General features: G+C 45.1%; 18 protein-coding genes, 3 tRNA genes and 3 pseudogenes. 11 read left to right on the forward strand and 13 right to left on the reverse strand.

Translation table 11 applies throughout. The features are described 5' to 3' along the window. Entirely contained in the window at positions 1-354 is a 354-nt protein-coding gene (locus tag ELR70_RS16845) for a TraR/DksA C4-type zinc finger protein (protein WP_054016770.1), read from the forward strand. On the opposite strand, the gene ELR70_RS16850 is transcribed toward ELR70_RS16845, so the two are convergent. The 10 genes from ELR70_RS16850 to ELR70_RS16895 all read right to left on the reverse strand — a co-directional run bounded on the left by ELR70_RS16850 (position 341) and on the right by ELR70_RS16895 (position 10,605). After that, positions 341-1,360, reverse strand: coding sequence for a hypothetical protein (locus tag ELR70_RS16850; protein WP_128064644.1), 1,020 nt, complete (start codon positions 1,358-1,360; stop codon positions 341-343). The two genes, ELR70_RS16845 and ELR70_RS16850, sit on opposite strands and share 14 nt — an antisense overlap. 201 nt (positions 1,361-1,561) lie before the next feature. Continuing rightward, positions 1,562-2,824, reverse strand: coding sequence for a tetratricopeptide repeat protein (locus tag ELR70_RS16855; RefSeq protein ID WP_054016768.1), 1,263 nt, complete (start codon positions 2,822-2,824; stop codon positions 1,562-1,564). A gap of 12 nt (positions 2,825-2,836) precedes the next feature. After that, entirely contained in the window at positions 2,837-3,451 is a 615-nt protein-coding gene (locus tag ELR70_RS16860) for a TonB family protein (RefSeq protein WP_021032687.1), read from the reverse strand. Beyond that, positions 3,451-3,855: a biopolymer transporter ExbD gene (locus ELR70_RS16865; protein WP_010381814.1), complete on the reverse strand. Its 405-nt coding sequence runs from the start codon at positions 3,853-3,855 to the stop codon at positions 3,451-3,453. Before ELR70_RS16865 ends, ELR70_RS16860 begins: the two co-directional genes overlap by 1 nt. A gap of 14 nt (positions 3,856-3,869) precedes the next feature. Next, positions 3,870-4,394: a MotA/TolQ/ExbB proton channel family protein gene (locus ELR70_RS16870; protein WP_010381817.1), complete on the reverse strand. Its 525-nt coding sequence runs from the start codon at positions 4,392-4,394 to the stop codon at positions 3,870-3,872. After that, complete coding sequence (locus ELR70_RS16875) at positions 4,394-5,758, reverse strand: MotA/TolQ/ExbB proton channel family protein (RefSeq protein WP_054016767.1); 1,365 nt, start codon at positions 5,756-5,758, stop codon at positions 4,394-4,396. The genes ELR70_RS16870 and ELR70_RS16875 overlap by 1 nt, the downstream gene beginning before the upstream one ends. 6 nt (positions 5,759-5,764) lie before the next feature. After that, positions 5,765-6,535: a DUF3450 domain-containing protein gene (locus ELR70_RS16880; RefSeq protein ID WP_054016766.1), complete on the reverse strand. Its 771-nt coding sequence runs from the start codon at positions 6,533-6,535 to the stop codon at positions 5,765-5,767. 393 nt (positions 6,536-6,928) lie between these two features. Next, the gene (locus tag ELR70_RS16885) at positions 6,929-7,576 is read right to left on the reverse strand and encodes a CatA-like O-acetyltransferase (protein ID WP_054016765.1); all 648 of its coding nucleotides are present in this window, start codon (positions 7,574-7,576) and stop codon (positions 6,929-6,931) included. A 53-nt stretch (positions 7,577-7,629) separates the two neighbouring features. Further along, a complete protein-coding gene (locus tag ELR70_RS16890; RefSeq protein ID WP_054016764.1) occupies positions 7,630-8,670 on the reverse strand; it encodes a Glu/Leu/Phe/Val dehydrogenase in 1,041 nt (346 codons plus the stop codon). Positions 8,671-9,078: 408 nt separating this feature from the next. Continuing rightward, the gene (locus ELR70_RS16895) at positions 9,079-10,605 is read right to left on the reverse strand and encodes a fumarate hydratase (protein WP_054016763.1); all 1,527 of its coding nucleotides are present in this window, start codon (positions 10,603-10,605) and stop codon (positions 9,079-9,081) included. Between the two features lie 225 nt (positions 10,606-10,830). On the opposite strand from ELR70_RS16895, the pseudogene pabB reads away from it, so the two are divergent. From pabB to ELR70_RS16910, 3 genes and pseudogenes are all read left to right on the forward strand, one after another. Next, positions 10,831-12,170 (forward strand): annotated as a pseudogene (gene pabB, locus ELR70_RS16900) (aminodeoxychorismate synthase component I). Continuing rightward, positions 12,167-12,724, forward strand: a complete 558-nt coding sequence (locus ELR70_RS16905) for a CoA pyrophosphatase (protein ID WP_054016761.1) — start codon at positions 12,167-12,169, stop codon at positions 12,722-12,724. The pseudogene pabB and the gene ELR70_RS16905 overlap by 4 nt, the downstream one beginning before the upstream one ends. A gap of 195 nt (positions 12,725-12,919) precedes the next feature. Then, a pseudogene (locus ELR70_RS16910) lies at positions 12,920-14,294 on the forward strand (L-serine ammonia-lyase). 57 nt (positions 14,295-14,351) lie between these two features. On the opposite strand, the gene cysB reads toward ELR70_RS16910, so the two are convergent. Continuing rightward, positions 14,352-15,329, reverse strand: a complete 978-nt coding sequence (cysB, locus tag ELR70_RS16915; protein ID WP_054016759.1) for an HTH-type transcriptional regulator CysB — start codon at positions 15,327-15,329, stop codon at positions 14,352-14,354. Positions 15,330-15,605: 276 nt separating this feature from the next. Between cysB and ELR70_RS16920 the strand changes: the two genes are divergently transcribed. After that, positions 15,606-16,367 carry a hypothetical protein gene (locus ELR70_RS16920; RefSeq protein ID WP_054016758.1) on the forward strand — a complete coding sequence of 254 codons (762 nt, stop codon included), beginning with the start codon at positions 15,606-15,608 and terminating at the stop codon, positions 16,365-16,367. 6 nt (positions 16,368-16,373) lie between these two features. Here ELR70_RS16920 and ELR70_RS16925 read toward each other — a convergent pair. Continuing rightward, positions 16,374-17,659, reverse strand: a pseudogene (locus tag ELR70_RS16925) (NCS2 family permease). Positions 17,660-17,777: 118 nt separating this feature from the next. On the opposite strand from ELR70_RS16925, the gene ELR70_RS16930 reads away from it, so the two are divergent. From ELR70_RS16930 to ELR70_RS16940, 3 genes are all read left to right on the forward strand, one after another. After that, complete coding sequence (locus tag ELR70_RS16930; protein WP_054016756.1) at positions 17,778-18,242, forward strand: SEL1-like repeat protein; 465 nt, start codon at positions 17,778-17,780, stop codon at positions 18,240-18,242. 117 nt (positions 18,243-18,359) lie between these two features. Further along, complete coding sequence (locus tag ELR70_RS16935) at positions 18,360-18,785, forward strand: SulA-like leucine-rich domain-containing protein (protein ID WP_054016755.1); 426 nt, start codon at positions 18,360-18,362, stop codon at positions 18,783-18,785. Between the two features lie 16 nt (positions 18,786-18,801). Continuing rightward, positions 18,802-19,257 carry a YchJ family metal-binding protein gene (locus ELR70_RS16940; RefSeq protein WP_082353291.1) on the forward strand — a complete coding sequence of 152 codons (456 nt, stop codon included), beginning with the start codon at positions 18,802-18,804 and terminating at the stop codon, positions 19,255-19,257. 263 nt (positions 19,258-19,520) lie between these two features. Here the strand turns inward: ELR70_RS16940 and ELR70_RS16945 are convergent, their stop codons facing one another. Beyond that, positions 19,521-20,042 (reverse strand): VC2046/SO_2500 family protein, encoded by a 522-nt coding sequence (locus ELR70_RS16945; RefSeq protein ID WP_054016754.1) that lies wholly within the window; start codon positions 20,040-20,042, stop codon positions 19,521-19,523. A gap of 112 nt (positions 20,043-20,154) precedes the next feature. Here ELR70_RS16945 and ELR70_RS16950 point away from each other — a divergent pair. From ELR70_RS16950 to ELR70_RS16960, 3 genes are all read left to right on the forward strand, one after another. Beyond that, positions 20,155-20,239: transfer RNA gene (locus ELR70_RS16950), tRNA-Tyr, on the forward strand. Positions 20,240-20,261: 22 nt separating this feature from the next. Continuing rightward, positions 20,262-20,346 (forward strand) — tRNA-Tyr (locus ELR70_RS16955). A 23-nt stretch (positions 20,347-20,369) separates the two neighbouring features. Further along, positions 20,370-20,454, forward strand: a tRNA-Tyr gene (locus tag ELR70_RS16960). Positions 20,455-20,624: the final 170 nt, after the last annotated feature.

A 20,624-nucleotide genomic window follows, 5' to 3' on the forward strand; every position in this document is an offset into this window, starting at 1 on the left:
ATGAATGAGAATTTAAAAAACCACTATCAGGTAAAGTTGCAGACTGAGCTCGACCAGATCCGGCACGAGTTCCTTGCGGACCTGAAGCAAGCTAGTAATCACGTAACCGAGGCGTTGATCGATACCTTACAATCATCACCGCCACATGAGTGGGTTGATATCGCAACCGATCGCATCTGTCCCGGACAGTTTCCTAATTTTGAGCGTCTGGTAAAAGTTGAGGCCGCAATTTGCCAGATGGACATTGGTCAATTCGGCTATTGCTGCGATTGTGAAAAGAAAATAGAAGACACCTTGCTTGCCACAGACCCTGCTGCGCAAAGGTGCCTGGAATGTGTCGCTAAGCAGAAGTAACAGAGTCTAGCAATACAAAACTGGTTGCAGGAAAGAAAAGGATATTCTTAAGCACGACGAAGGCCTGGTCTTCATTCAGCGCTAACCTTGATTGCAGTGCCAACAGAGCTTGTTTCTGCGACCAGGCAAAGTAGTGTATACCCAAATCAACTTCCATCATCGACAATGCGAATTGAGTTTCGCTTTTTGTCAGTACCTTTTGACATTGTTCAGCTGTTTGTCGCAAAGAAATAAACCCGTCTCTCCAGTTTAACCCGGGAACTTTATTACAAGCTTCCAGCAACTGAAGTGCAATTGGATCATGTACACCTGTGCTAATTTTGATTGGCGTGCTAGTCGCTTCAGCTGCCACAGATTGCAATTCGCTAAACAAAGCTTCCGGCGCCCGAACAGAGCCACTATAAAAATTTAATTTGCTTTGATACCACTCTTTTCCGTTAGGCAACTGATACATCCCTAATGACGATCTGACCCGATAGCTTTCCAAATAAGTTACAAGCTGCTGTCCCGCGTTTGTGAGTCTGCTTACGTCAGGTGTTAGATAATCAATTAGCTGTTGCTTTTCTATCCGGTTAAGTACGATTTTACTTTCCCGAGCTTCTTTTAAACGTAACTCGACATACTTGTACCAATTATCTAACTGCTCTGAGTTAAGCCGTTGCTGCGCTATTTTTGCGATATTTAGATGGGCTGGCCAGGGCAAGAATCGCTCAGGATATCGCTGTTGTATCGACAGGTATTGTAATTCCTGCTGTGCAGACTCGGTGAAGCTTTCCAGATCAGCACTTGCTAGCAGGTCATGCCTAAGTTCGAGATAACGCTCTGTAAAAGGCAACTCCAGAAGCTGGTCTGTCTGCACTGAGCTACTTTGATAAGCAAACCAATGAAGCTCTTTCAGCTGTTTTGACAGGTTTTCATATGAGATTTGAACCTGTGGCTCTACACAACCAGCTGTCATCGTTAGTGCTACTAGCGCTGAAAATATATTACGCCGGGAGATTTTCATTTACGTTTATCCAATCTTGTTCAACTATGCGGACGTACGCCCAATACTCGGGTCCAAATGTAATTTGATTATACCAAAATTGATAGGAGGTTTTATTATTTAAATCAAAGTTCTACTAGAACTCTTGACGGGTAAAGAAAATAGATATTGATTTAATTTGGTTGGAAATAAACAGCAAAAAGCCCCTTTCGGGCTTTCTAATTAAAGGCTGATGCCTTTACGCTGTGCTTTCTCTTTGATGAAAGAGGCCCAGCTGCGAGCGAATTTGCGCGTTCTAGGATCTTCCTGAGCCTTAACAATCGCAGTATATGCTTGCTTATACTTTTCCTGATAGAGGTAAGCTTCCGCTAGGTCAGAGTAGATTGTACCCTGCTTCTTAGACCCCAACTCTAGTGCCTTGTTCAAACGAACTACGGCTGCACTATACTGCTGGTCCTGAAGTAGCAAACTACCTGCTTTACGGTATAACTCAGCATCTTCATCAAACTTTGCTGCTTCTTCATAGTACTTAGCAGCATCACTGATGTGCTTAGCCTGATGATAGTAGCTGGCAATTGCCGTGACATTTTGCTTAGTTCGCTTGACCTTCTCCTCTTTGACTGACTTTTCCATTACCTTAGCGGCTTTGTATGGAATTTCATTCAATGAGTAGTAGCTGCTCAGTATTTTATAATGGTTCTCTTTCTCAAAATAACCATTCGCGTAAGCCACTTCCATAACGGTTTGACCTTTTTTATAGTCTTCCGTTTGCATGTAGAAGGAGCCCAACTGAGTCCACATTTTAGGATCTTCTGGGAATAACTTAACCAGTTCTTCAGCCACCTTAACGGCGTTTTTGAACTGCTTCAGCTCAAAGTAAGAACCAATCTTAAGCATATAGAATGACTTATTTGGTTCTTCTTTGTTTAACGCGATAGCTTGATCTGCTGGCTCAATCACATCTCTGAACTTCTTCAGTTCATAGTTGGCTTGAGCGATACGACCGTACACTTTCGCATCTTGCTCGCCAGTAAAGTCCATCCAGTCATAGTAAGCTTTCTTGGCGCCTTCATATTGCTCAGTACCAATCAGAAGGTCACCCAACAGCTTAATCAAGTCGCCCTGATCTTTAAAGTTCAATACGTCTGGCGCAATCGCCTGACGGATGTACTTAATCGCTGTTTGATACTCTTCTTTTTGAGCATATAAGTTACCCAGATAACGGTTTACCGTAGCGCGGTCGAAGTCATCAGAAGCATCGATTTCAAGCAATAATGCGATTGCTTCGTCGACTTTGTCTTCATTGTACAGGTCAAACGCTTTGATTACCTTTTTACCAACTCGCTCGCCCATAACCTTGGTTTTGGCGTTTTTGCGCGCTTCAATCTTTGCAGGATCCGGAGCGGCAAATGCTGCGGTGCTAAGCGCACCGCCAGCCAAAGACATCATCAGAGCAAGAGCTGTTGCTTTAGACATTTGCTTCATACCTTACTCCCCTTAGTCTTGGTTAAGTTTAAAGTCAAGTTGTACAGTAATACCAGGTTGCTTTTGCGGCTTACCATCAACAATTTTAGGTCTGTATTTCCACTTGCGAAGCGCTCGTTTTGCTTCACGGTTGAAAATACGCTTTGGTTCAGCATCGATGATCTCAATGTCATCTACACCGCCCAGCTCATTGATAGTGAAGCGCAGCTGTACCCAGCCTTCTTTACCATCACGCGCTGCTTGAGGCGGATACTTAGGTTCGATACGAACGATAGGTGTTGCTTCACCGTCACGACCGAAATCACCAGGACCACTTAAACCACCAGCTGTGCCACCGATATCGATGCTAGGCATGTTAAAACCAATTGCACCTGCATTCGGGTTAGCATTCTCAGGCTGAGGCGGCTGCGGTTTAGGCGGCTGCTTTGGCGGTGGAGGAGGTGGAGGCGGTACACGCTTCCTCTCCTGCACATCTGATTCAGGCGGATTCGACATAATCTCGACTATGATCTCTTCCTTCTTATTATCAGCCCTATCCGCTCCTCCTGAGATAAGATAGGACATAAAGAAGAATAAGCCGAAGGTTACTGCCCCACCTGCAAGAAGTGAAAACAGAAATCGAATCATCACTTAGCTCCAGCTATTGAAATCTTCAAGGCGTCGTCAGTTGCCTTAATCTGGTCCATTACCTTAACAACTACGCCGTGTTTCGCGCCTTTATCCGCCTGGATAATAACGGTCTCAGTTTGTTGCTCAGCTAACAGATTTTCAAGGTTCGCACTTACACGCTCAACATCAACCTGACGCTTGTCCATCCAGATCTCACCGTTTTCACGGATAGCGATAAAGATGTTCGCATTCTTAGTTTGTTGTGCCTGTGCAGCTTTTGGCTTTTTAACTTCAATACCGGCCTCTTTAACAAAAGAGGTGGTAACGATGAAGAAGATCAACATGATGAATACGATGTCTAGCATCGGGGTCATGTCTACTGCTGCTTCTTCTTCCTCACGAAAACGTTGTTTACGTGCCATAATAAAATCTCTCTCTAGTGATGTGGCAAGCTATCAATTAGTTTTTCTTTAGCCATCTTAGCTCTCGCTTCCAGACGGGTACTAAAGAATACACCTGATAGTGCCGCAACCATTCCAGCCATTGTTGGTATCGTTGCCATTGAGATGCCTGAGGCCATCAATCGAGGGTTACCAGTACCTTGTGTAGCCATGGTTTCGAATACCGAAATCATACCTGTCACTGTACCTAGTAGACCGATTAACGGACACATTGCAACCAATGTTTTGATAATCAACATGCGCTCATCTAATTTTTCAGACGCTTCAGAAATCCATGCATCGCGGATTCTGTGTGCGTACCAAGATGTAGTATCTTGGCGGGCATCCCATCTGCTTACTATTCCCTTTTTAATTTTAGGAAATTCAGCCAATAGGAACCAATAGCGCTCAATCATTAATACCCACATTAGAAAGAGTGCTATCGCGACCACGTATAATACATCGCCGCCTGTAGCAACAAAATCCCTGATAGATTCCCACGTCTCCACCAGGACTAGCATTATGCTCTCTCCTTCTCCGCGTGCGCAGCAACGATACCCGCGCTTTGCTCGTCAAGAATGTGTAGGATAGATTTACTACGACCCGCAACGATAGCGTGAAGTAGGATTAACGGTAGCGCAGCAATTAGACCAAGCGCAGTAGTAACAAGAGCTAGAGAGATGTTACCTGCCATGATCTTAGGATCACCAGTACCAAATAGTGTGATTGATTCGAACGTCAGGATCATACCAACAACCGTACCTAGTAGACCTAGTAGAGGTGCGATAGCTGCAAGGATCTTGATGATGTTGATACCAGCTTCGATGCGAGGCGTTTCACGTAGAATTGCTTCGTCAAGTTTAAGCTCAAGGTTTTCAACGTCTTGGTTCTTGTTATCGTGGTACACTTTCAAGATGCGGCCCAGTGGGTTGTTGTCACTTGGGTTATTAGCGTTCTTGATTTGCGACTTGATCTTCGCACCAACCAGCATTAGGTCTAGGAAACGAACAACAGCGATCAACGCACCTAGTGCCAGCAATGCAGTGATGATGTAACCTACAGTGTCACCCTGGTGCCAACGTTCTTCAACAGTTGCACGCTGAGTGTTCAGACGTAGGATAGCACCACGCGTTGGGTCAACAACGAAAGGTGTGTACTGGTCAGCAGATGTGCTCAGAAGATCAGCAACAGTTGCCAGAACGTCTGAAGAAGGCTGCTTACCAAGTGGTACGATTTGCTTGTTTTCTGCATCGTAAACAACGTAACCGTCTTTAGTTACCAGGTTGAAGTTACCAACACGTGTTACTTGCTTAACATTGATGTCACCGCTTAGCTCTGCTACTTCTGATTCGAAAGTAGAGATCTTAGCTGATTCAGTCATTTCAGTTTGGAAAGCAATCCAAAGTTCTTCCAGCTCACGAGTAGTTGGTAGTTCTTTAGCTGCTGCCAGAGAACGAAGAACTTCTGAACGTCCTGGTTTTTCAGCACTGATGATTGATGCTTCGATAGAACCGATAGCTTCAGCAGCGTTACGACGTACCACACCGAACATTTCACCCAGAGTACCCTGAGCGTTAAGTAGCTCAGTTTCTTTCTCTGCTAGTGTAACTTCGTTCTGTTTGAACTGCTTGTTAAGACGCTCACCACGTGCTTTTTCAGCAGCCAGGTCGCGCTTAGCTTTGTTTAGCAAAGCTTGCTTGTCAGCACGATCTGACAGGAACTCTTGTTCGCGAGCTTTGTTAATTTTACCTTCAGAGATACGGTTCTGCTTTACCTGCTCCAGAATCTTATCCAGAGAATCAGTATTTGCATGTGCGTTCAACGCGCCACCAGCAGAAACTGTTAATGCTGCAGCAACGGCAAAACCTTTAAATAGTTTCTTCATGTTTTATTACTCCGCGCCGAAAATAGGTAGTTTAACTAGTTCTGGGGCAGCCTGACCACGTGCGATACGGATCATGTCTTTGATAGGCTTCAGATATTCTTCACCTAGTTCATCCCACTTCTTGCTGCTGGTGTTCCAAACCCACGCGTGCTTCTGGTCGAAAGACTGAGCTACGAATGCGATACGGCCCAGACGGGCGAAGTCAACATTGATGTTTTTACCGTTGATTTCAAGTGAACCTTGAGAAGCAACCATTGCTGAACCGTAGTTAGTTTCAATGCTGTATGCTTCAAGTACCTGACGGTATTTTTCAGACGTCGTTACTTTTGCGTTAGTAAGCGTTTCACGTAGTCTTTCGATGCGCTCTAGACGCTTTTCAGTATCAAACGGCACGTCCGCTTTGATGAATTGCTCGAGTGTATCAATCATGCGATACATCAAAGGCACAACGTCTTGCTTAGTTTTATCAACCGTCGCGATCTGACGTTCTAGAGATTCGATATTTGCATTTTGGTCTGCAACCAAACGTGCTACGTGGTCGTTGTAAACTTTCAGAAGTTCTGTTTCGTCAACAATTCCACGGTACTCAGCTACCATTTCGATAGTTTGACCGTAGATACCATCAATCTTGTCTTGAGACTTTTTAGCAGCCGTTTGAGTTTGCTGACCTACTTTTTGTATGTCATTCAAAGGATCTGCCATCACATTGCTGCTTGCAATTGCCGCTGCGCCAAAAAGCGCTGAAGCTACAAGGCTCTTTCTGATTTTAACAGACATAGTTCCCAACCAATTAAGTAATGTTACTTTTATAATTTTTGCACTCTCTTAGAGAGTACCCCGGATACTTTTAGCAGTATCAACCGTGCAATAATGCTAAATGCTATTGCCCATGTCAACTTCATGTTTAAAACAATTTTTGCTTGTCGCGATGAAATAAATTGAAAAAAACATTGTATTAACAAGGAAACCAAGAATAAAAACCTTAAGCACTTATATTTCATACACAAAGCAACTTTATTTACATTTTATTACAGCTATTTAGCGCCCCTACACCGCCTTTCACTTAAACAATTTAGCGTTTAATTTCGCTTTAAATATCAATGAACTAACGTAACAACAGACGTTTTTCATCCACTTTTTAGCAACAATAGTTCCAAGGATACAGGAAGCTCAGCCTAATAATTGTTCACACAGTAATTTGCATTGTGTTTCTATTTCCTGGATAAACTCTGCTACATGCAAACCATCCATCAAACCATGGTGCACCTCAACGGAGAATGGCAGTTCCCCTGTTTGTTTATCCAAGCGCCCGAAGACACACTTAGGAATGCCCAGGTTATCTTTTGCACTGCGAGCGTGACTAAAGCTGCTAAAGTCAAGCCAAGGCAAAATTGATAAATAAAGTTGCTGAGGATCCTCACAAGTTTCCAAAAAGTGTTCACTAACCAAAGGCCGCTCCAAAAACGCCTTTTTTTGTTCGTTATTCTCTTTAATGTAGTCGTGGATATCTTTACTAGCAACTAGAGGCACAAATCGAAAGCTCTTGTCTTCGCGCAAAAATACGCAGCTCATGTCGACTTGATCAACAACGCAGGGGTGCTTGTCGACAATACGATAGCGAATAGGCGCATAATTCTGGCAAGCCTTACTTAAGCAGTATAAATAACTAAAAGTAAATGAAAGCTGGTGCTGCTTACACAAGGTATGGAGTTTGCCTGTTTTAAGGCGAGTCGTTATGTTGAAATAAGGCTGTTCAAAGCTTTGATAGAAATCGAAGTGTTCGGCTCTGGGCCAATCTGAAGGTTTGATTTGTTTCATAATTCAATATAGAGGGAGTAATAACCCCCTATATTGATAGCATCGCCCGGTGATTACAAACCGTTTGCGATGATCTCCTGTGCAAGCTCATCAGCAATCAGGTGAGTTGACTTTTGTTCAGCATCAGAGCGAGCGAAGATTTCAGTCAAGGTATCATAGATGCCTTCAACATGTTTAGTTGCCGCTTCTTCACTATAACCTTCCGGCTTTGTCTCGTAGTACACGTTAATGATACCACCGGCATTGATAACGTAATCAGGAGCATAAAGTACGCCTTTTTCACGCAGGATTTCGCCGTGTCTTGATTCAGCAAGCTGGTTGTTCGCGCAACCCGCAATTATGCTGGCTTTGATGCGAGGGATCGTCTCATCGTTGACTGTTGCACCCAATGCACATGGAGCGTATACATCAACATCCAGATCATAGATTTCGTCAATGCTTACAGCAGTCGCACCAAAGTCATTCACGACTCTGTCAATCGATGCCTGATTGATATCGGTCACGAACAGCTCAGCACCCGCTTCATGCAGATGCTTACACAAAGTATATGCAACAGCACCAAGACCTTGTACTGAGACTTTTACACCAGACAAGTCCTGATGACCATGTTTGTGCTGATAAGCAGCCTTAATACCCAAAAAAGTGCCCAGCGCAGTGAACGGCGACGGGTTACCACTTTTGCCCTCAAGACCCATAACATAGTTGGTCTCTTTATGCATTGTCATCACATCACCCGTTGTGATGTTTACGTCTTCGGCTGAATAGTAGCTGCCACCAAGGCGCTCAAGGTGTCTGCCAAATGCTCTGAATAACGCTTCAGATTTGATTTTTTTGGCATCACCAATGATCACAGATTTACCGCCACCGAAAGGCAAACGTGCAACTGCGTTCTTGTAGGTCATCCCCTTTGAAAGGCGCAGTACGTCGTACACAGCATCTGCATCATCTGCATAGTCCCATAGCCGACAACCGCCCACGGCCGGACCCAGTTTGGTGTTGTGAACAGCAATGATTGCCTTCAGGCCTGAAGCCTCATCAGAACAAAAAACCACCTGTTCGTGGTTATCAAATTCAACTTGGTTAAATACAGCCACTTTGTTTGTTCTCCGTTATAGACTGACTTTGAGTCAGATAGCGCTGAAATTCATCGAACTGTATCACTAACTCTCTATCCAATCCACAATATGAGTTGATATTGACTCCAAAAGCGTTAAAGCTGCCTGCATGATACATTAATTAGCCATACATTAACTTGATTATGCACAATGATGGACTATATGAGTTTAATTCTTCGTTATTTTTACAATTCCTGGTGGTTAATCTTTACGTAAACGTCAACAGGCGTGTTTGCGTATTATTATTTTTACGATATGAGCAGGTCAGATGAGATTAGGTGATAGGTAGCCAATGTCCTGAGGTGCGCGATGTCTGTAGCCAGGCCCAACACTGCGAGATCAAAAAAGAGGGCCGTGCCCTCTTTTTAATTCTGAATGGATATACGCTTACTTAAGTTTGCTATCCAGTTCTTCAATTTTGGCTTTCCAGATAGCTGGTCCCTGCGTATGGGCGTTCACACCATCACTGTCAACTGCAACAGTCACAGGCATGTCTTCTACTTCAAATTCGTAGATTGCTTCCATACCGAGATCTTCAAACGCAACCACTCTGGCTTTCTTAATTGCTTTGGCTACCAGATAAGCTGCGCCACCTACGGCCATCAGATAGACGGCTTTGTTTTCTTTGATAGATTCAACCGTAGCTGGACCACGCTCAGCCTTACCGATCATGCCAATAAGTCCGGTCTTTTCTAACATCAATTCAGTGAACTTATCCATACGAGTCGATGTTGTTGGGCCAGCTGGACCTACCACCTCATCACCCACAGCGTCAACAGGGCCCACGTAGTAAATAAACTTGTTAGTCAGGTCAACCCCCTCTGGCAGCCCCTCGCCTGAGTTAATCATATCCTGCAAACGTTTATGTGCAGCATCACGACCCGTCAGGATCTTACCGGATAACAGCACTGTTTCGCCCATTTTCCAGTCTTGGATATCATCTTTGGTGATCTCATCCAGGTTAACACGGCGAGTATCTTCACCCACTTCCCAAGTCACTTCAGGCCAGTCTTCAAGTTTCGGCGCTTTAAGATCAGCAGGACCCGAACCGTCTAATGTGAAATGTACGTGGCGCGTTGCAGCACAGTTAGGGATCATAACCACTGGTTTAGAGGCAGCGTGTGTTGGTGCAGACTTGATTTTAACGTCTACAACGGTAGTTAAACCGCCGAGACCCTGAGCACCAATACCAAGCTTATTTGCACGTTCGAAAATTTCCAGGCGTAGTTTTTCTTCGGCCGTTTCAGCGCCACGCTCCATAAGTTCATGGATATCAACCGGATCCATCAGAGACTCTTTTGCCAGTACAGCTGCTTTTTCAGCAGTACCACCGATACCTATTCCCAGCATACCTGGTGGACACCAACCTGCACCCATAGTCGGTAACGTTTTCTCTACCCAGGCAGCAACATCGTCTGATGGGTTCAGCATCACCATTTTAGTCTTGTTCTCTGAGCCACCACCTTTGGCTGCGATCATCACCTCAACCTCAGCGCCCGGTACCATATCGATGTGCACAACAGAAGGCGTATTGTCTTTGGTGTTTTTGCGCGCACCAGCAGGGTCTGCAACTATGGAAGCACGCAACGGATTATCTGGATTGGTGTAAGCACGACGTGTACCTTCGTCCACCATTTGCTGTACAGTCAGGTCCGTCTTGTCCCATTTAACATCCATACCGACCTTTACAAAACAGGTCACGATCCCCGTATCCTGACATAACGGACGCTTGCCCTCTGCGGACATACGAGAGTTAATCAAGATTTGTGCAATCGCATCTTTAGCTGCTTTACTTTGTTCTTTGTCGTACGCTTTTTCTAAAGCCTGAACAAAATCCAACGGGTGATAGTAAGAAATGTATTGTAACGCATCTTCGATGCTGTCAATAAAGTCTTGCTGACGAATAGTACTCATGACGGTTCCTTTATTCTCCGGCCTGTGACGAGGTAAACCGGTGTTTATTGAGAGGCGCGATTATATACCATCTTGCGAAAAGTGAGTATCGCAATCACAGATTAGCGACTAAAGTCCTGTGCTTATCCAAATTCACAAGCTGGAATGCAATCAAACACGCTATGGATTCAATGACAATTATGATACCCTCCTCGCCCGTTTCGGGCTAGCATTCGGGTTCAGTTAATGATAAATCCAGGTAGTAACTACATTGAACTAGACATTTCTTTGTCCACCATTGAGGTGTTCGACACCCTTGCCTCTGCGCCGCTGGCGATACTGCTCGATTCCAGCGACGCCAAACACGAAAATAGCCGGTTTGATATCATGAGTATCAACCCGGTGTGCGTACTAGAAGCCAGAGAAGGACAATTTTTTCTTGATGGTACATGCGTTGAGCGAGATGGATTCACCATCATGCAAGAGAAACTCGCTGAACTGGAAGCCATTTCACATTCAGATGTGCCTTTTTGCGGTGGCTGGCTCGGCTATTTTGGTTATGACCTTGGCAGATATATAGAAAGCATGCCTCAAAGTGCAGCACAGGACATTGCAATACCAGATATGGTGGCCGGCCTTTATCCGGATGCATTGATCCACGATAACCTGCATAGCCGGTGGTACTTTGTTACTCAGCCAGGCTATAACCGACTTAATACTTATCGCCAGTTCATAGAAAAAAAACCTGTTACAAACGGTACATTTTCACTGATCAGCGACTGGCAGGCGAATATGACTCAGACAGAATATGCTGCCAAGTTTGCCCGTATCCATGATTATTTGAAAAGTGGCGATTGTTACCAGATAAATCTGGCACAAAGGTTTAGTGCCGATTATCAGGGTTCCCCCTGGCAAGCATATAAGACCTTACGCTCCAAAAACCAGGCGCCTTTCTCCGCTTATATAAACCTTGGAGACGATGCAATAGTGTCGGTATCACCAGAGCGCTTTATCTCAGTGCGAGACGGCCAGATTGAGACCAAGCCCATTAAAGGAACTTTACCCAGGTTACAAGACCAGCAGGCAGATGCACATCAGGCTGCCACTCTGCAACGCAGTACAAAGATCGCGCAGAAAACGTAATGATTGTCGACCTACTGCGCAACGATCTTGGCAAAGTCGCCAAACCCGGCAGTGTACAAGTTCCTAAGCTATTTGAAATTGAGAGCTTCCCGGCTGTACACCATCTGGTCAGTACGGTAACCGCTCAGCTGGCAGAAGGTAAAACCGCGGTCGACCAGCTCAAAGCCGCATTTCCCGGAGGGTCTATTACCGGTGCCCCTAAGATCCGCGCAATGGAAATCATTGAAGAACTGGAGCCACACAGACGCAGCGCCTATTGCGGCTCGATTGGTTATCTTAGTGCCTGTGGGGCGATGGATACCTCGATCACTATCCGTACATTGGTGTGTCACCAGCAAAAAATTTACTGCTGGGCCGGTGGAGGGATTGTCGCAGACTCGGACTGTGAGTTAGAGTATCAGGAGACATACCACAAGGTGAATAAGATACTCCCCATTCTATGAATCTACAACACGTCATAAGTCGCTTCAGTTTAAGCGACTCAAACCAGACGCCTGTTTTAGGACAAGGTCAGGAAAGTGCGGTTTTAGTGCCGCTGCTTGAGGTGAACGGAGAAGCCTCCGTGCTAATTTGTAAGCGCAGTGCTCAACTGCGCAGCCACCCCAGTCAGCTTTGTTTTCCGGGTGGCAAAGTTGAATTACAGGACACCTCAGTGATCACCACGGCACTGCGTGAGAGCCACGAAGAAATCGCCCTTGATCCGCAGCAAGTTAACCCAGTTGGCGTATTGCCTTTACACACTACACTAACAGGCTTTCGTATTACGCCTGTCCTGGCAGTTTTAGATGACAATGCAACCTGGGAAACACACAGCGCCGAAGTAGAGCAAGTGTTCACCCTGCCACTATCTCTGCTCGCGCAACAGCGTGCATGGCAACCAGTTCAGACCCAATTAAGGGGCAAGACCGTGATCTTTCGAGGCTTGATGACAGAACACGGTTTGCTCTGGGGGGCGACTGCCAAAATAGTTCAGCAGTTACTTGCCAGAGTGGCCTGACCTGTTTAAAAATTGCCATCAACTTGCTCTCTAACAATTGAGTTTGGGCACTTTTGAGTACTTTTGACCGCTAATTGACTACATTCCCTTCTAACGAAACCAAAACTGTATACAATTTTGCTGTGAAATGGGTTACTTATGCAATAATTAACGTTATGATGTGCGCCCGTTCAGAGGCAATGTTGAGTAAAATTTATGATTAGTGCATTTGATATGTTCAGTATTGGTATTGGGCCGTCATCTTCTCATACTGTCGGACCTATGCGCGCTTCGCGCCTGTTTGTAAAAGACCTGCAGGACAACAATATAATAGATCAGATCACATCAGTGAAAGTAGAGCTCTTTGGCTCGCTGGGCCAAACTGGCATAGGCCATGGCTCAGGTAAAGCAGTGATCCTGGGCTTAGCTGGATACGACCCCGAATCAGTAGACGCAGATAAAGTCCCAGAGATTTTGGATACCATTGAGCGCGAACAAGTAATTTATCTGGACAAGGCTCATAAAGCCGCTTTCCCTAAACAAGGGGCGATTGTCTTCCACCGTCGTAAAACCTTGCCAAAGCACTCTAATGCGATGGAATTGCAAGCTTTCTCTGGTTCCGAGCTAGTACATAGCCAAGTTACTATTCAATCGGTGGTGGATTTATTGTTACTGAAGAACAGTTTGACACCGAGAAGCAAGCGGCATTGGATGTACGTGAACAGAACCCGGCACCCTATCCTTTCGAAAATGCCCAACAGCTGCTGGAGATGTGTAAAGAGACGGGCCTGAGTGTGTCTTCGTTGATGATGCACAATGAAAAGACTTTGCGCAGCGAACAGGATATTAAAACAGAACTATTCCACATTTGGGAAGTGATGAAAGCCTGTATTGAACGAGGTATGCGCACTGAAGGTATATTGCCTGGTGGATTGAAAGTAAAACGGCGCGCACCAAGTTTGTATTTAAAACTGAACGTAGAAAATAGTAACGATCCCCTGCGTGCTATGGATTGGGTGGATCTTTTCGCGCTTGCAGTTAATGAGGAAAATGCGGCGGGTGGTCGGGTGGTAACAGCACCAACCAATGGCGCAGCAGGAATTCTACCCGCTGTACTGATGTATTATCATACCTTCATCAAAGAGGTGGATGCTGAAATTGCAACACGCTACCTGCTAACAGCTGCCGCGATTGGTATTCTCTATAAGAAGAATGCTTCTATCTCTGGTGCAGAAGTGGGCTGTCAGGGAGAAGTGGGGGTGGCCTGCTCTATGGCCGCAGGAGCCCTGACCGAAATCATGGGTGGTAATGTTGTACACGTAGAAAATGCCGCCGAAATTGGCATGGAGCATAACCTGGGTCTGACGTGTGATCCGGTTGGAGGGTTAGTACAGGTGCCGTGTATTGAACGAAATGCCATGGGAGCGGTGAAAGCCATCAACGCTTCGCGCCTTGCAATGCGTGGCAGCGGTGAGCAGAAAGTATCTCTAGATAAGGTTATCAAGACCATGCTAGATACGGGCAATGACATGAAAACCAAATATAAAGAAACAGCACGTGGTGGACTGGCGTTAATATTATCGAATGTTAACCAGCAAGCTCTGCAAGTAAAAAAGCCGCAATTGCGGCTTTTTTGTCCACTAAACAATTATTTGACTGGTAACTCAGTATGTTCAAATAACGCGTCTACGTCTTCCTGGTTGCGCATCAGGCTGGCCCGTTCGACCAGATCTTTAGTCAAATGAGGGGCAAAGCGTTCAATGAAATCATACATATAGCCACGCAGGAAACTCCCCTTTCTGAAACCAATTTTGGTGGTACTGGCCTCGAATAAATGACTGGCATCGATACACACCAAGTCTTTATCTGTCACTTCATCCACTGCCATAGTTGCCAGCACGCCGACGCCAAGCCCCAGTCGAACATAGGTTTTAATCACATCTGCATCGGTCGCTGTGAACACTATATGCGGAGACAAACCATGTGCATTAAAAGCTTTATCCAATTCTGAGCGCCCGGTAAAACCGAATACATAAGTAATCAAAGGATATTTTGCAACATCCTGTACCGTGATATTGCTGCCCTTTTTAGCCAGCGGATGGTCTTTGGTGACTACAATACTGCGATTCCAGTGATAGCAAGGCAACATGATTAAGTCGCCGTACAAATGCAGTGCTTCCGTCGCAATAGCAAAGTCTGCATCGCCCCGGGCTGCAGCATCTGATATTTGCTGCGGCGTTCCCTGATGCATATGCAAAGAAACCGCCGGGTACTTTTGCATAAAACCTTGGATCACATTCGGCAAGGCATATCGCGCCTGCGTATGCGTGGTTGCGATATTTAACTTACCCTGATCTGGTAGAGTATGTTCATTGGCAACGGCCTTAATGCCCTCCACCTTTGACAGTATCTCACGGGCAATATTGATTATTTCATTGCCGGCACTGGTAACATGGGTAAGATGCTTACCACTGCGGCCAAAGATCTGTACACCAAGCTCGTCTTCCAGCATACGCACTTGCTTGGAAATTCCCGGCTGGGAAGTATACAAGCTTTCTGCGGTTGCAGACACATTGAGGTTGTGATTCAGAACTTCAACTATATATTTCAGTTGTTGTAATTTCATAACTAAGCATTTGTTTTAATTGTTATCTGGTGTACGACTAGGCCGTTTATCATTAGATACTGCCAATAATGTTTCAGCCTAGCATAATTATAGTCTATCCGATAGGACAATACTTTCCCGAGCCTATTAGAGCCAGCTTCCATCCATTAAGCTATACTAAAAAATGATGGAATTGCTGGATTTTCAAGTCTCTTGTTATTAACACTGTTCAATCCGCAATTATTTGATGTAATATAAAAAAACTATCAGCTGTATGATTTACGAAGAGATCCGGGTATGTTTGTTACCGTAATAATTTTGTTGATTGTAGCACTCATTGTTATTGCTGTGTGGGTTAGTGCTATTCAACAACACAGAGAAAAACAAGAAGCGGAGCGCCGTAAAGAGCTGGCCAAACAAAAGCGGATCATAGAAGAAGCCGAAGACGTGATCCTCAACAGCAGCAATATTCCTATGTCGGGCGCGATGATCCGCATCATTCAACGCCGAGTGCATGATGCACTTGTAGCTATGGTTGAATTGTCTCCTACCTCTCGTGAGCTGAAAAGCCGTATGCACGAGTCGCAGGAGCGTATGAATAATGAGCCCCCAAATGCCAACGAATCTGACAAAGTGGTCCTGCCCGATAATGACAAACAACTCATCGCGCTGGTTCAGGGGATAAAAAAGTTACGCCACCTGCTGCGTTCAGAGCATAGTAAAGGCAAGGTAGACACACAGGTATTTGTGCAAGAAGACCGCAAAATGGAACGGTTACAACTTAGGATCAACGTTGAAAGCCAAATCAAACGCGGGCTGTCCGCTAAGAGCGCCAACATGGTAGGCTCAGCTCGACAGTACTTTGAAAAAGCCTATGCAATCATTTGCGGTGTTTCTTATTCAGATGACTACATTAATGAAAAGAAAACATTGCTGGAAGGATATCTGAGTGAGATCAGCACGGAGCTGAAAGCCTCTAACGCGTCGGCCGTGAAAAAGAAAGCCGAGAAAGAAAAGGACGATCTCGATGTCCTTTTCGCTCCCAAGAAAAAGTGGTGATCAGCCTCAGCTGATCGCAAACTTCACAATAAACAGCACGGTTAATACCCAGACACTGATTGAAATTTCCTCTCGCCTATTACAGGCCAGTTTAACCGCTGTGTAAGAAATAAAGCCAAGTGCGATGCCGTGAGCAATGGAAAAAGTCAACGGCGTCATTAACAATACAACGCTTACCGGTATCGCATCGCTCATATCATCCCAGTTAACTAGCTTCAGATTTTGTAACATCAAAACAGCAACGTACAATATGGCTCCTGCTGTAGCATAAGCTGGTACCATCTGGGCCAATGGCGCGAAGAACATCATGAGCAGGAAACACAGTCCAACTACCACGGCAGTTAAACCTGTTCGGCCACCCACGGATACACCCGACACAGACTCGATATATGAGGTAGTTGTAGACGTACCAAGGAAAGAGCCGGCAATGGTCGCCGAGCTGTCTGCAGATAGCGCTCTGCCCAGGCGTGGCATACGCCCCTCCTGGTCAGCAATCCCCGCTTTTTGCGTAACCGCAACCAAAGTACCGCTGGTATCGAACAAATCAACAAACAAAAATGCAAATACGACACTCAGCATTGAAATTTCCAATGCGCTGGCAATATCCAGCTGCGCCAGAGTGGGTGCAATGCTTGGCGGTGCCGACACAATACCTGTGTATTCAACCAAGCCAAGAGCCCAAGCCAAAACCGTTACCAATAAAATACTCAGTAACACACCACTTTTCATATCCCGATACATCAGAGCTGCAATCACAAAAAGCTCAGAATGGCCAACAAAGGACCGGGGCTGGTGATGTCACCTAATTGGACAAAAGTTGCGGGGCTGGCGACAATGATCTGCGCGTTTTTCAAGGCTATCAGTGCCAGAAAAGCGCCAATACCCGTTGCTATTGCTTGTTTCAGTACCAAAGGAATTGCCTGAATCACCATTCCCTGACTTTAAAAACACTTAGGAGTAAGAACAGGCAGCCTGATAAAAATACCGCCCCAAAGCGCTTTGCCAGGTGTGGCCCATACCAAGCACAACGCCATAGGTGAAAAAGGCGTTTAATCCATCCCCGGAGCCAAAGCTAGGGGATAGTTGGCCCACAGGCCCATGATGAAACAGCCTATGGCTGCCGCTAAACAGGTGGCGACAAACGCAGCCCCATGATCAATGCCCGCTTCAGCCAACATTGCCGGATTTACAAATACAATGTAAACCATAGTGACAAATGTTGTCAGACCGGCAATAAACTCGGTTTTAACTGTGCTCTGCTGTGCACGGAGCGAAAATAATTTTTCCAGCATGTCTTTGTATTTTATATAGAAACGAAAGCCGGATTTTATCACAAATCTCTGGTGTAATCGGACAAAATAGTTAAAAATCAGCTACACTCTGATCTAGGTCGTATTAAGTGAAATCAGTATGAAAAAGAACCAATTAGCAGTTGCAAATGGCAATGACTTGGAACAACAGCTTCTCAATGTTTTGGAGTTTGTTACCGCAACGCCTGACTCTGAAAACCGCTGGCCCTCAGACACGGATAGCAAAGCAGCCTATAAAAAAGGGCTTTATTATCTGAAAAATAAACAGTATCCGCTCGCAGCGAAATGGTTACGACTGGCTGCAATGTCAGGTGACAACAAAGCACAATTTTATCTTGGTATGCTGTTTATCAAAGGTCAGGGCGTGCCGAAAAGTGTTTTTCATGGTATTGCCTGGCTGTCACTCGCCCAAAGTCAGGGAAACCAGGCAGCGGCTGGTACACTTGAACAAGTGCGTACACACCTGACTGCAAAACGATTCATCGATGCCCAATGTTATGCTGCAACTCTGTATGAGCAAATCCACCAGATGATGCACTTTAATCAGGACACGACCCCACAATAAAAGTAAACGGAATCAACATACTAATAGAAAGGACAAAAAACACGCGATATTTTACTTGCCAAATAGCACTGTATGAAATACTGTATAAACACTGTATAGAAAACCAGTGACCTGCTTATGTTACATACTCAAGTGCAAAATATTTCTTTATCCCAAACTAACACAGCCGATAAACGTTATCAGCTGGTGTATGCGGAAGATGACATAGTAAGTAGTTTGGAACTATTAAAAATTCTGTATCGGTGTAACTCATTACATAAATGGACACTGCTCATTGCACCAGACAATATACCCAGCAAAGCACTACTGGATAACAGCTCAATTGACAGCAGTAAGTTACTAGTGCTGCGCCAGAGACATTTGATAAACTTGGAGTATGTTATTAACAGCGCTTTATGCAAAGGCAACTTTGCAGCGGTGGTTACCTGGACGGACATTGTATCTGAGCAGCAGCTTGCTCGGTTTAAGTTGATAGAGAGTGATACTGAGTTATTTTGCTTTACTCGCACTTCTGGCCATGGAACATCTGTCGTTGCGCATTAAGTTCAAATGAGAAAATATGTGTTATTGCGGTTCTGAAACTGAAGCACAAGTGTGCTGCCTGCCTTTTTTAGAAGGTCGTAGACATCCTGAAAGCGCTCAGCAGCTAATGCGCTCTCGATATACAGCTTACTGCCTAAAAAACGCAGGATATATTTATAATACGTACGCACAAAGCATGCGGGCAGAAAACAGTGAAGCCAGTATCCTTGCATTTGCCGAACAGGTCACCTTTGTCGGGTTAGAGATTATCCAGTGCAGTGAGTCTACTGATTATCACTTTGTGGAGTTTAAAGCGATGTACCTTGATGGCGGCGTGTGCGTCACAATGCATGAACGGTCTCGCTTTTTAAAAGAAGCAGGGCTGTGGCGTTATCTAGATGGCGACCTGTTTGCCTGCCCTGAGAGAAAAATTAGCAGGAATGATCCTTGTCCCTGCCAAAGTGGGAAGAAGTTCAAAAAGTGCCACGGCTAGGTTGGCTGGCTAAACTTTTGGGTTATTGAATACGCAATAACCCATAAAGTGTAATGTTCTCGCGCTTGAATATTACTTTTAATTTTTTGTTGCTGCGTTTTTAAGGGTGCCAAAGCAGCGCCCTGTAAAACGGGATGAGTCCCCGTAGAGTGATACTCAGCAAAAACTAAATGTTCTCCTCATTTAGATTTGTATTTGGTGCATACAAATATATAACCCTATCCAAAGCATCTTTTGTATTCCCATGCCGTCGGTGTGCTTCTTTAAACAGCAACCTGCAACATAGATTGCATTTCCCCCCCGGCTATCTGATCATAAAACCCTGCAGCATCGATGTCTTTATTATCAACAATCATTTGAGGGGTTCTGGTTTTTTCTAGCCTCTGTCTTACTGCCGGTTCAAGATTATCGACAATATGTAGAGGAATATGTTTTTTATCATTACGCACAGCATAAGGCTCTGGTTGTAAGCACTCCTTTAGACGAAGACTTGCCAGATCCCCTTCCTGAACCAGGAATCCATTGTCCTGGCCTATCAACATATTGAACTGTTCCGGCGCAAGTGGCTTCTGTGGACCAAGCTGTAACGCCTTTTTTAATGCAGCTTCAGATTTATCGGGCTCTTCTGGTGACGTATGAGGCAGGTCAAACTGGCTAAAATCTAACGCGTCCTGAGACAGCAAAGATAAAAGCAACGCAAAGTCACCACGCCTGGCTTCATGAACGCTGTGATTAAGCGCACTACCAAGCTGAGCCTCTTTGCATAAAATACCGTCTATCTGCATGTAAAATCGCCACAATTTAGTGAATATGAAAATTTATCGGCATTTTTTCAATTTTCTTTAGAACATTTCTTTACTTCACTAAAAACTTTGATATTATCAGCGCCCATGTTGAGGAGGGGTTCCCGAGCGGCCAAAGGGATCAGACTGTAAATCTGACGGCACTGCCTTCGCTGGTTCGAATCCAGCCCCCTCCACCACATAACAACTTGTATTCTCTTAGGAGGGGTTCCCGAGCGGCCAAAGGGATCAGACTGTAAATCTGACGGCACTGCCTTCGCTGGTTCGAATCCAGCCCCCTCCACCATCTTACAATTTGTTTTTCTCTCAGGAGGGGTTCCCGAGCGGCCAAAGGGATCAGACTGTAAATCTGACGGCACTGCCTTCGCTGGTTCGAATCCAGCCCCCTCCACCACTTTTCTACTAAGTATTTTTTGAAAATTACTTCATAGATTTTACTACTGTCAAAATAAAACATTCAGGCCAAAACATCTGGTATCGAACGAAAACTCACCTCTTACTTTAGAAGCGCAGTTTGCGTGTCTGAATATTACTGGCAACGGCCTATCTCGATCATTCACTTCG

Origin of the sequence: Pseudoalteromonas sp. R3 (genome assembly GCF_004014715.1) — a bacterium.
Classification (GTDB): domain Bacteria; phylum Pseudomonadota; class Gammaproteobacteria; order Enterobacterales; family Alteromonadaceae; genus Pseudoalteromonas.

Coding starts and splice junctions, on each gene's coding strand:
- cysB (WP_054016759.1), bottom strand. CDS start 15,329: ATGAAATTACAACAACTGAAATATATAGTTGAAGTTCTGAATCACAAC.
- ELR70_RS16865 (WP_010381814.1), bottom strand. CDS start 3,855: ATGGCACGTAAACAACGTTTTCGTGAGGAAGAAGAAGCAGCAGTAGAC.
- ELR70_RS16855 (WP_054016768.1), bottom strand. CDS start 2,824: ATGAAGCAAATGTCTAAAGCAACAGCTCTTGCTCTGATGATGTCTTTG.
- ELR70_RS16850 (WP_128064644.1), bottom strand. CDS start 1,360: ATGAAAATCTCCCGGCGTAATATATTTTCAGCGCTAGTAGCACTAACG.
- ELR70_RS16920 (WP_054016758.1), top strand. CDS start 15,606: ATGTTTGTTACCGTAATAATTTTGTTGATTGTAGCACTCATTGTTATT.
- ELR70_RS16885 (WP_054016765.1), bottom strand. CDS start 7,576: ATGAAACAAATCAAACCTTCAGATTGGCCCAGAGCCGAACACTTCGAT.
- ELR70_RS16875 (WP_054016767.1), bottom strand. CDS start 5,758: ATGAAGAAACTATTTAAAGGTTTTGCCGTTGCTGCAGCATTAACAGTT.
- ELR70_RS16895 (WP_054016763.1), bottom strand. CDS start 10,605: ATGAGTACTATTCGTCAGCAAGACTTTATTGACAGCATCGAAGATGCG.
- ELR70_RS16880 (WP_054016766.1), bottom strand. CDS start 6,535: ATGTCTGTTAAAATCAGAAAGAGCCTTGTAGCTTCAGCGCTTTTTGGC.
- ELR70_RS16845 (WP_054016770.1), top strand. CDS start 1: ATGAATGAGAATTTAAAAAACCACTATCAGGTAAAGTTGCAGACTGAG.
- ELR70_RS16945 (WP_054016754.1), bottom strand. CDS start 20,042: ATGCAGATAGACGGTATTTTATGCAAAGAGGCTCAGCTTGGTAGTGCG.
- ELR70_RS16930 (WP_054016756.1), top strand. CDS start 17,778: ATGAAAAAGAACCAATTAGCAGTTGCAAATGGCAATGACTTGGAACAA.
- ELR70_RS16935 (WP_054016755.1), top strand. CDS start 18,360: ATGTTACATACTCAAGTGCAAAATATTTCTTTATCCCAAACTAACACA.
- ELR70_RS16905 (WP_054016761.1), top strand. CDS start 12,167: ATGAATCTACAACACGTCATAAGTCGCTTCAGTTTAAGCGACTCAAAC.
- ELR70_RS16940 (WP_082353291.1), top strand. CDS start 18,802: ATGTGTTATTGCGGTTCTGAAACTGAAGCACAAGTGTGCTGCCTGCCT.
- ELR70_RS16860 (WP_021032687.1), bottom strand. CDS start 3,451: ATGATTCGATTTCTGTTTTCACTTCTTGCAGGTGGGGCAGTAACCTTC.
- ELR70_RS16870 (WP_010381817.1), bottom strand. CDS start 4,394: ATGCTAGTCCTGGTGGAGACGTGGGAATCTATCAGGGATTTTGTTGCT.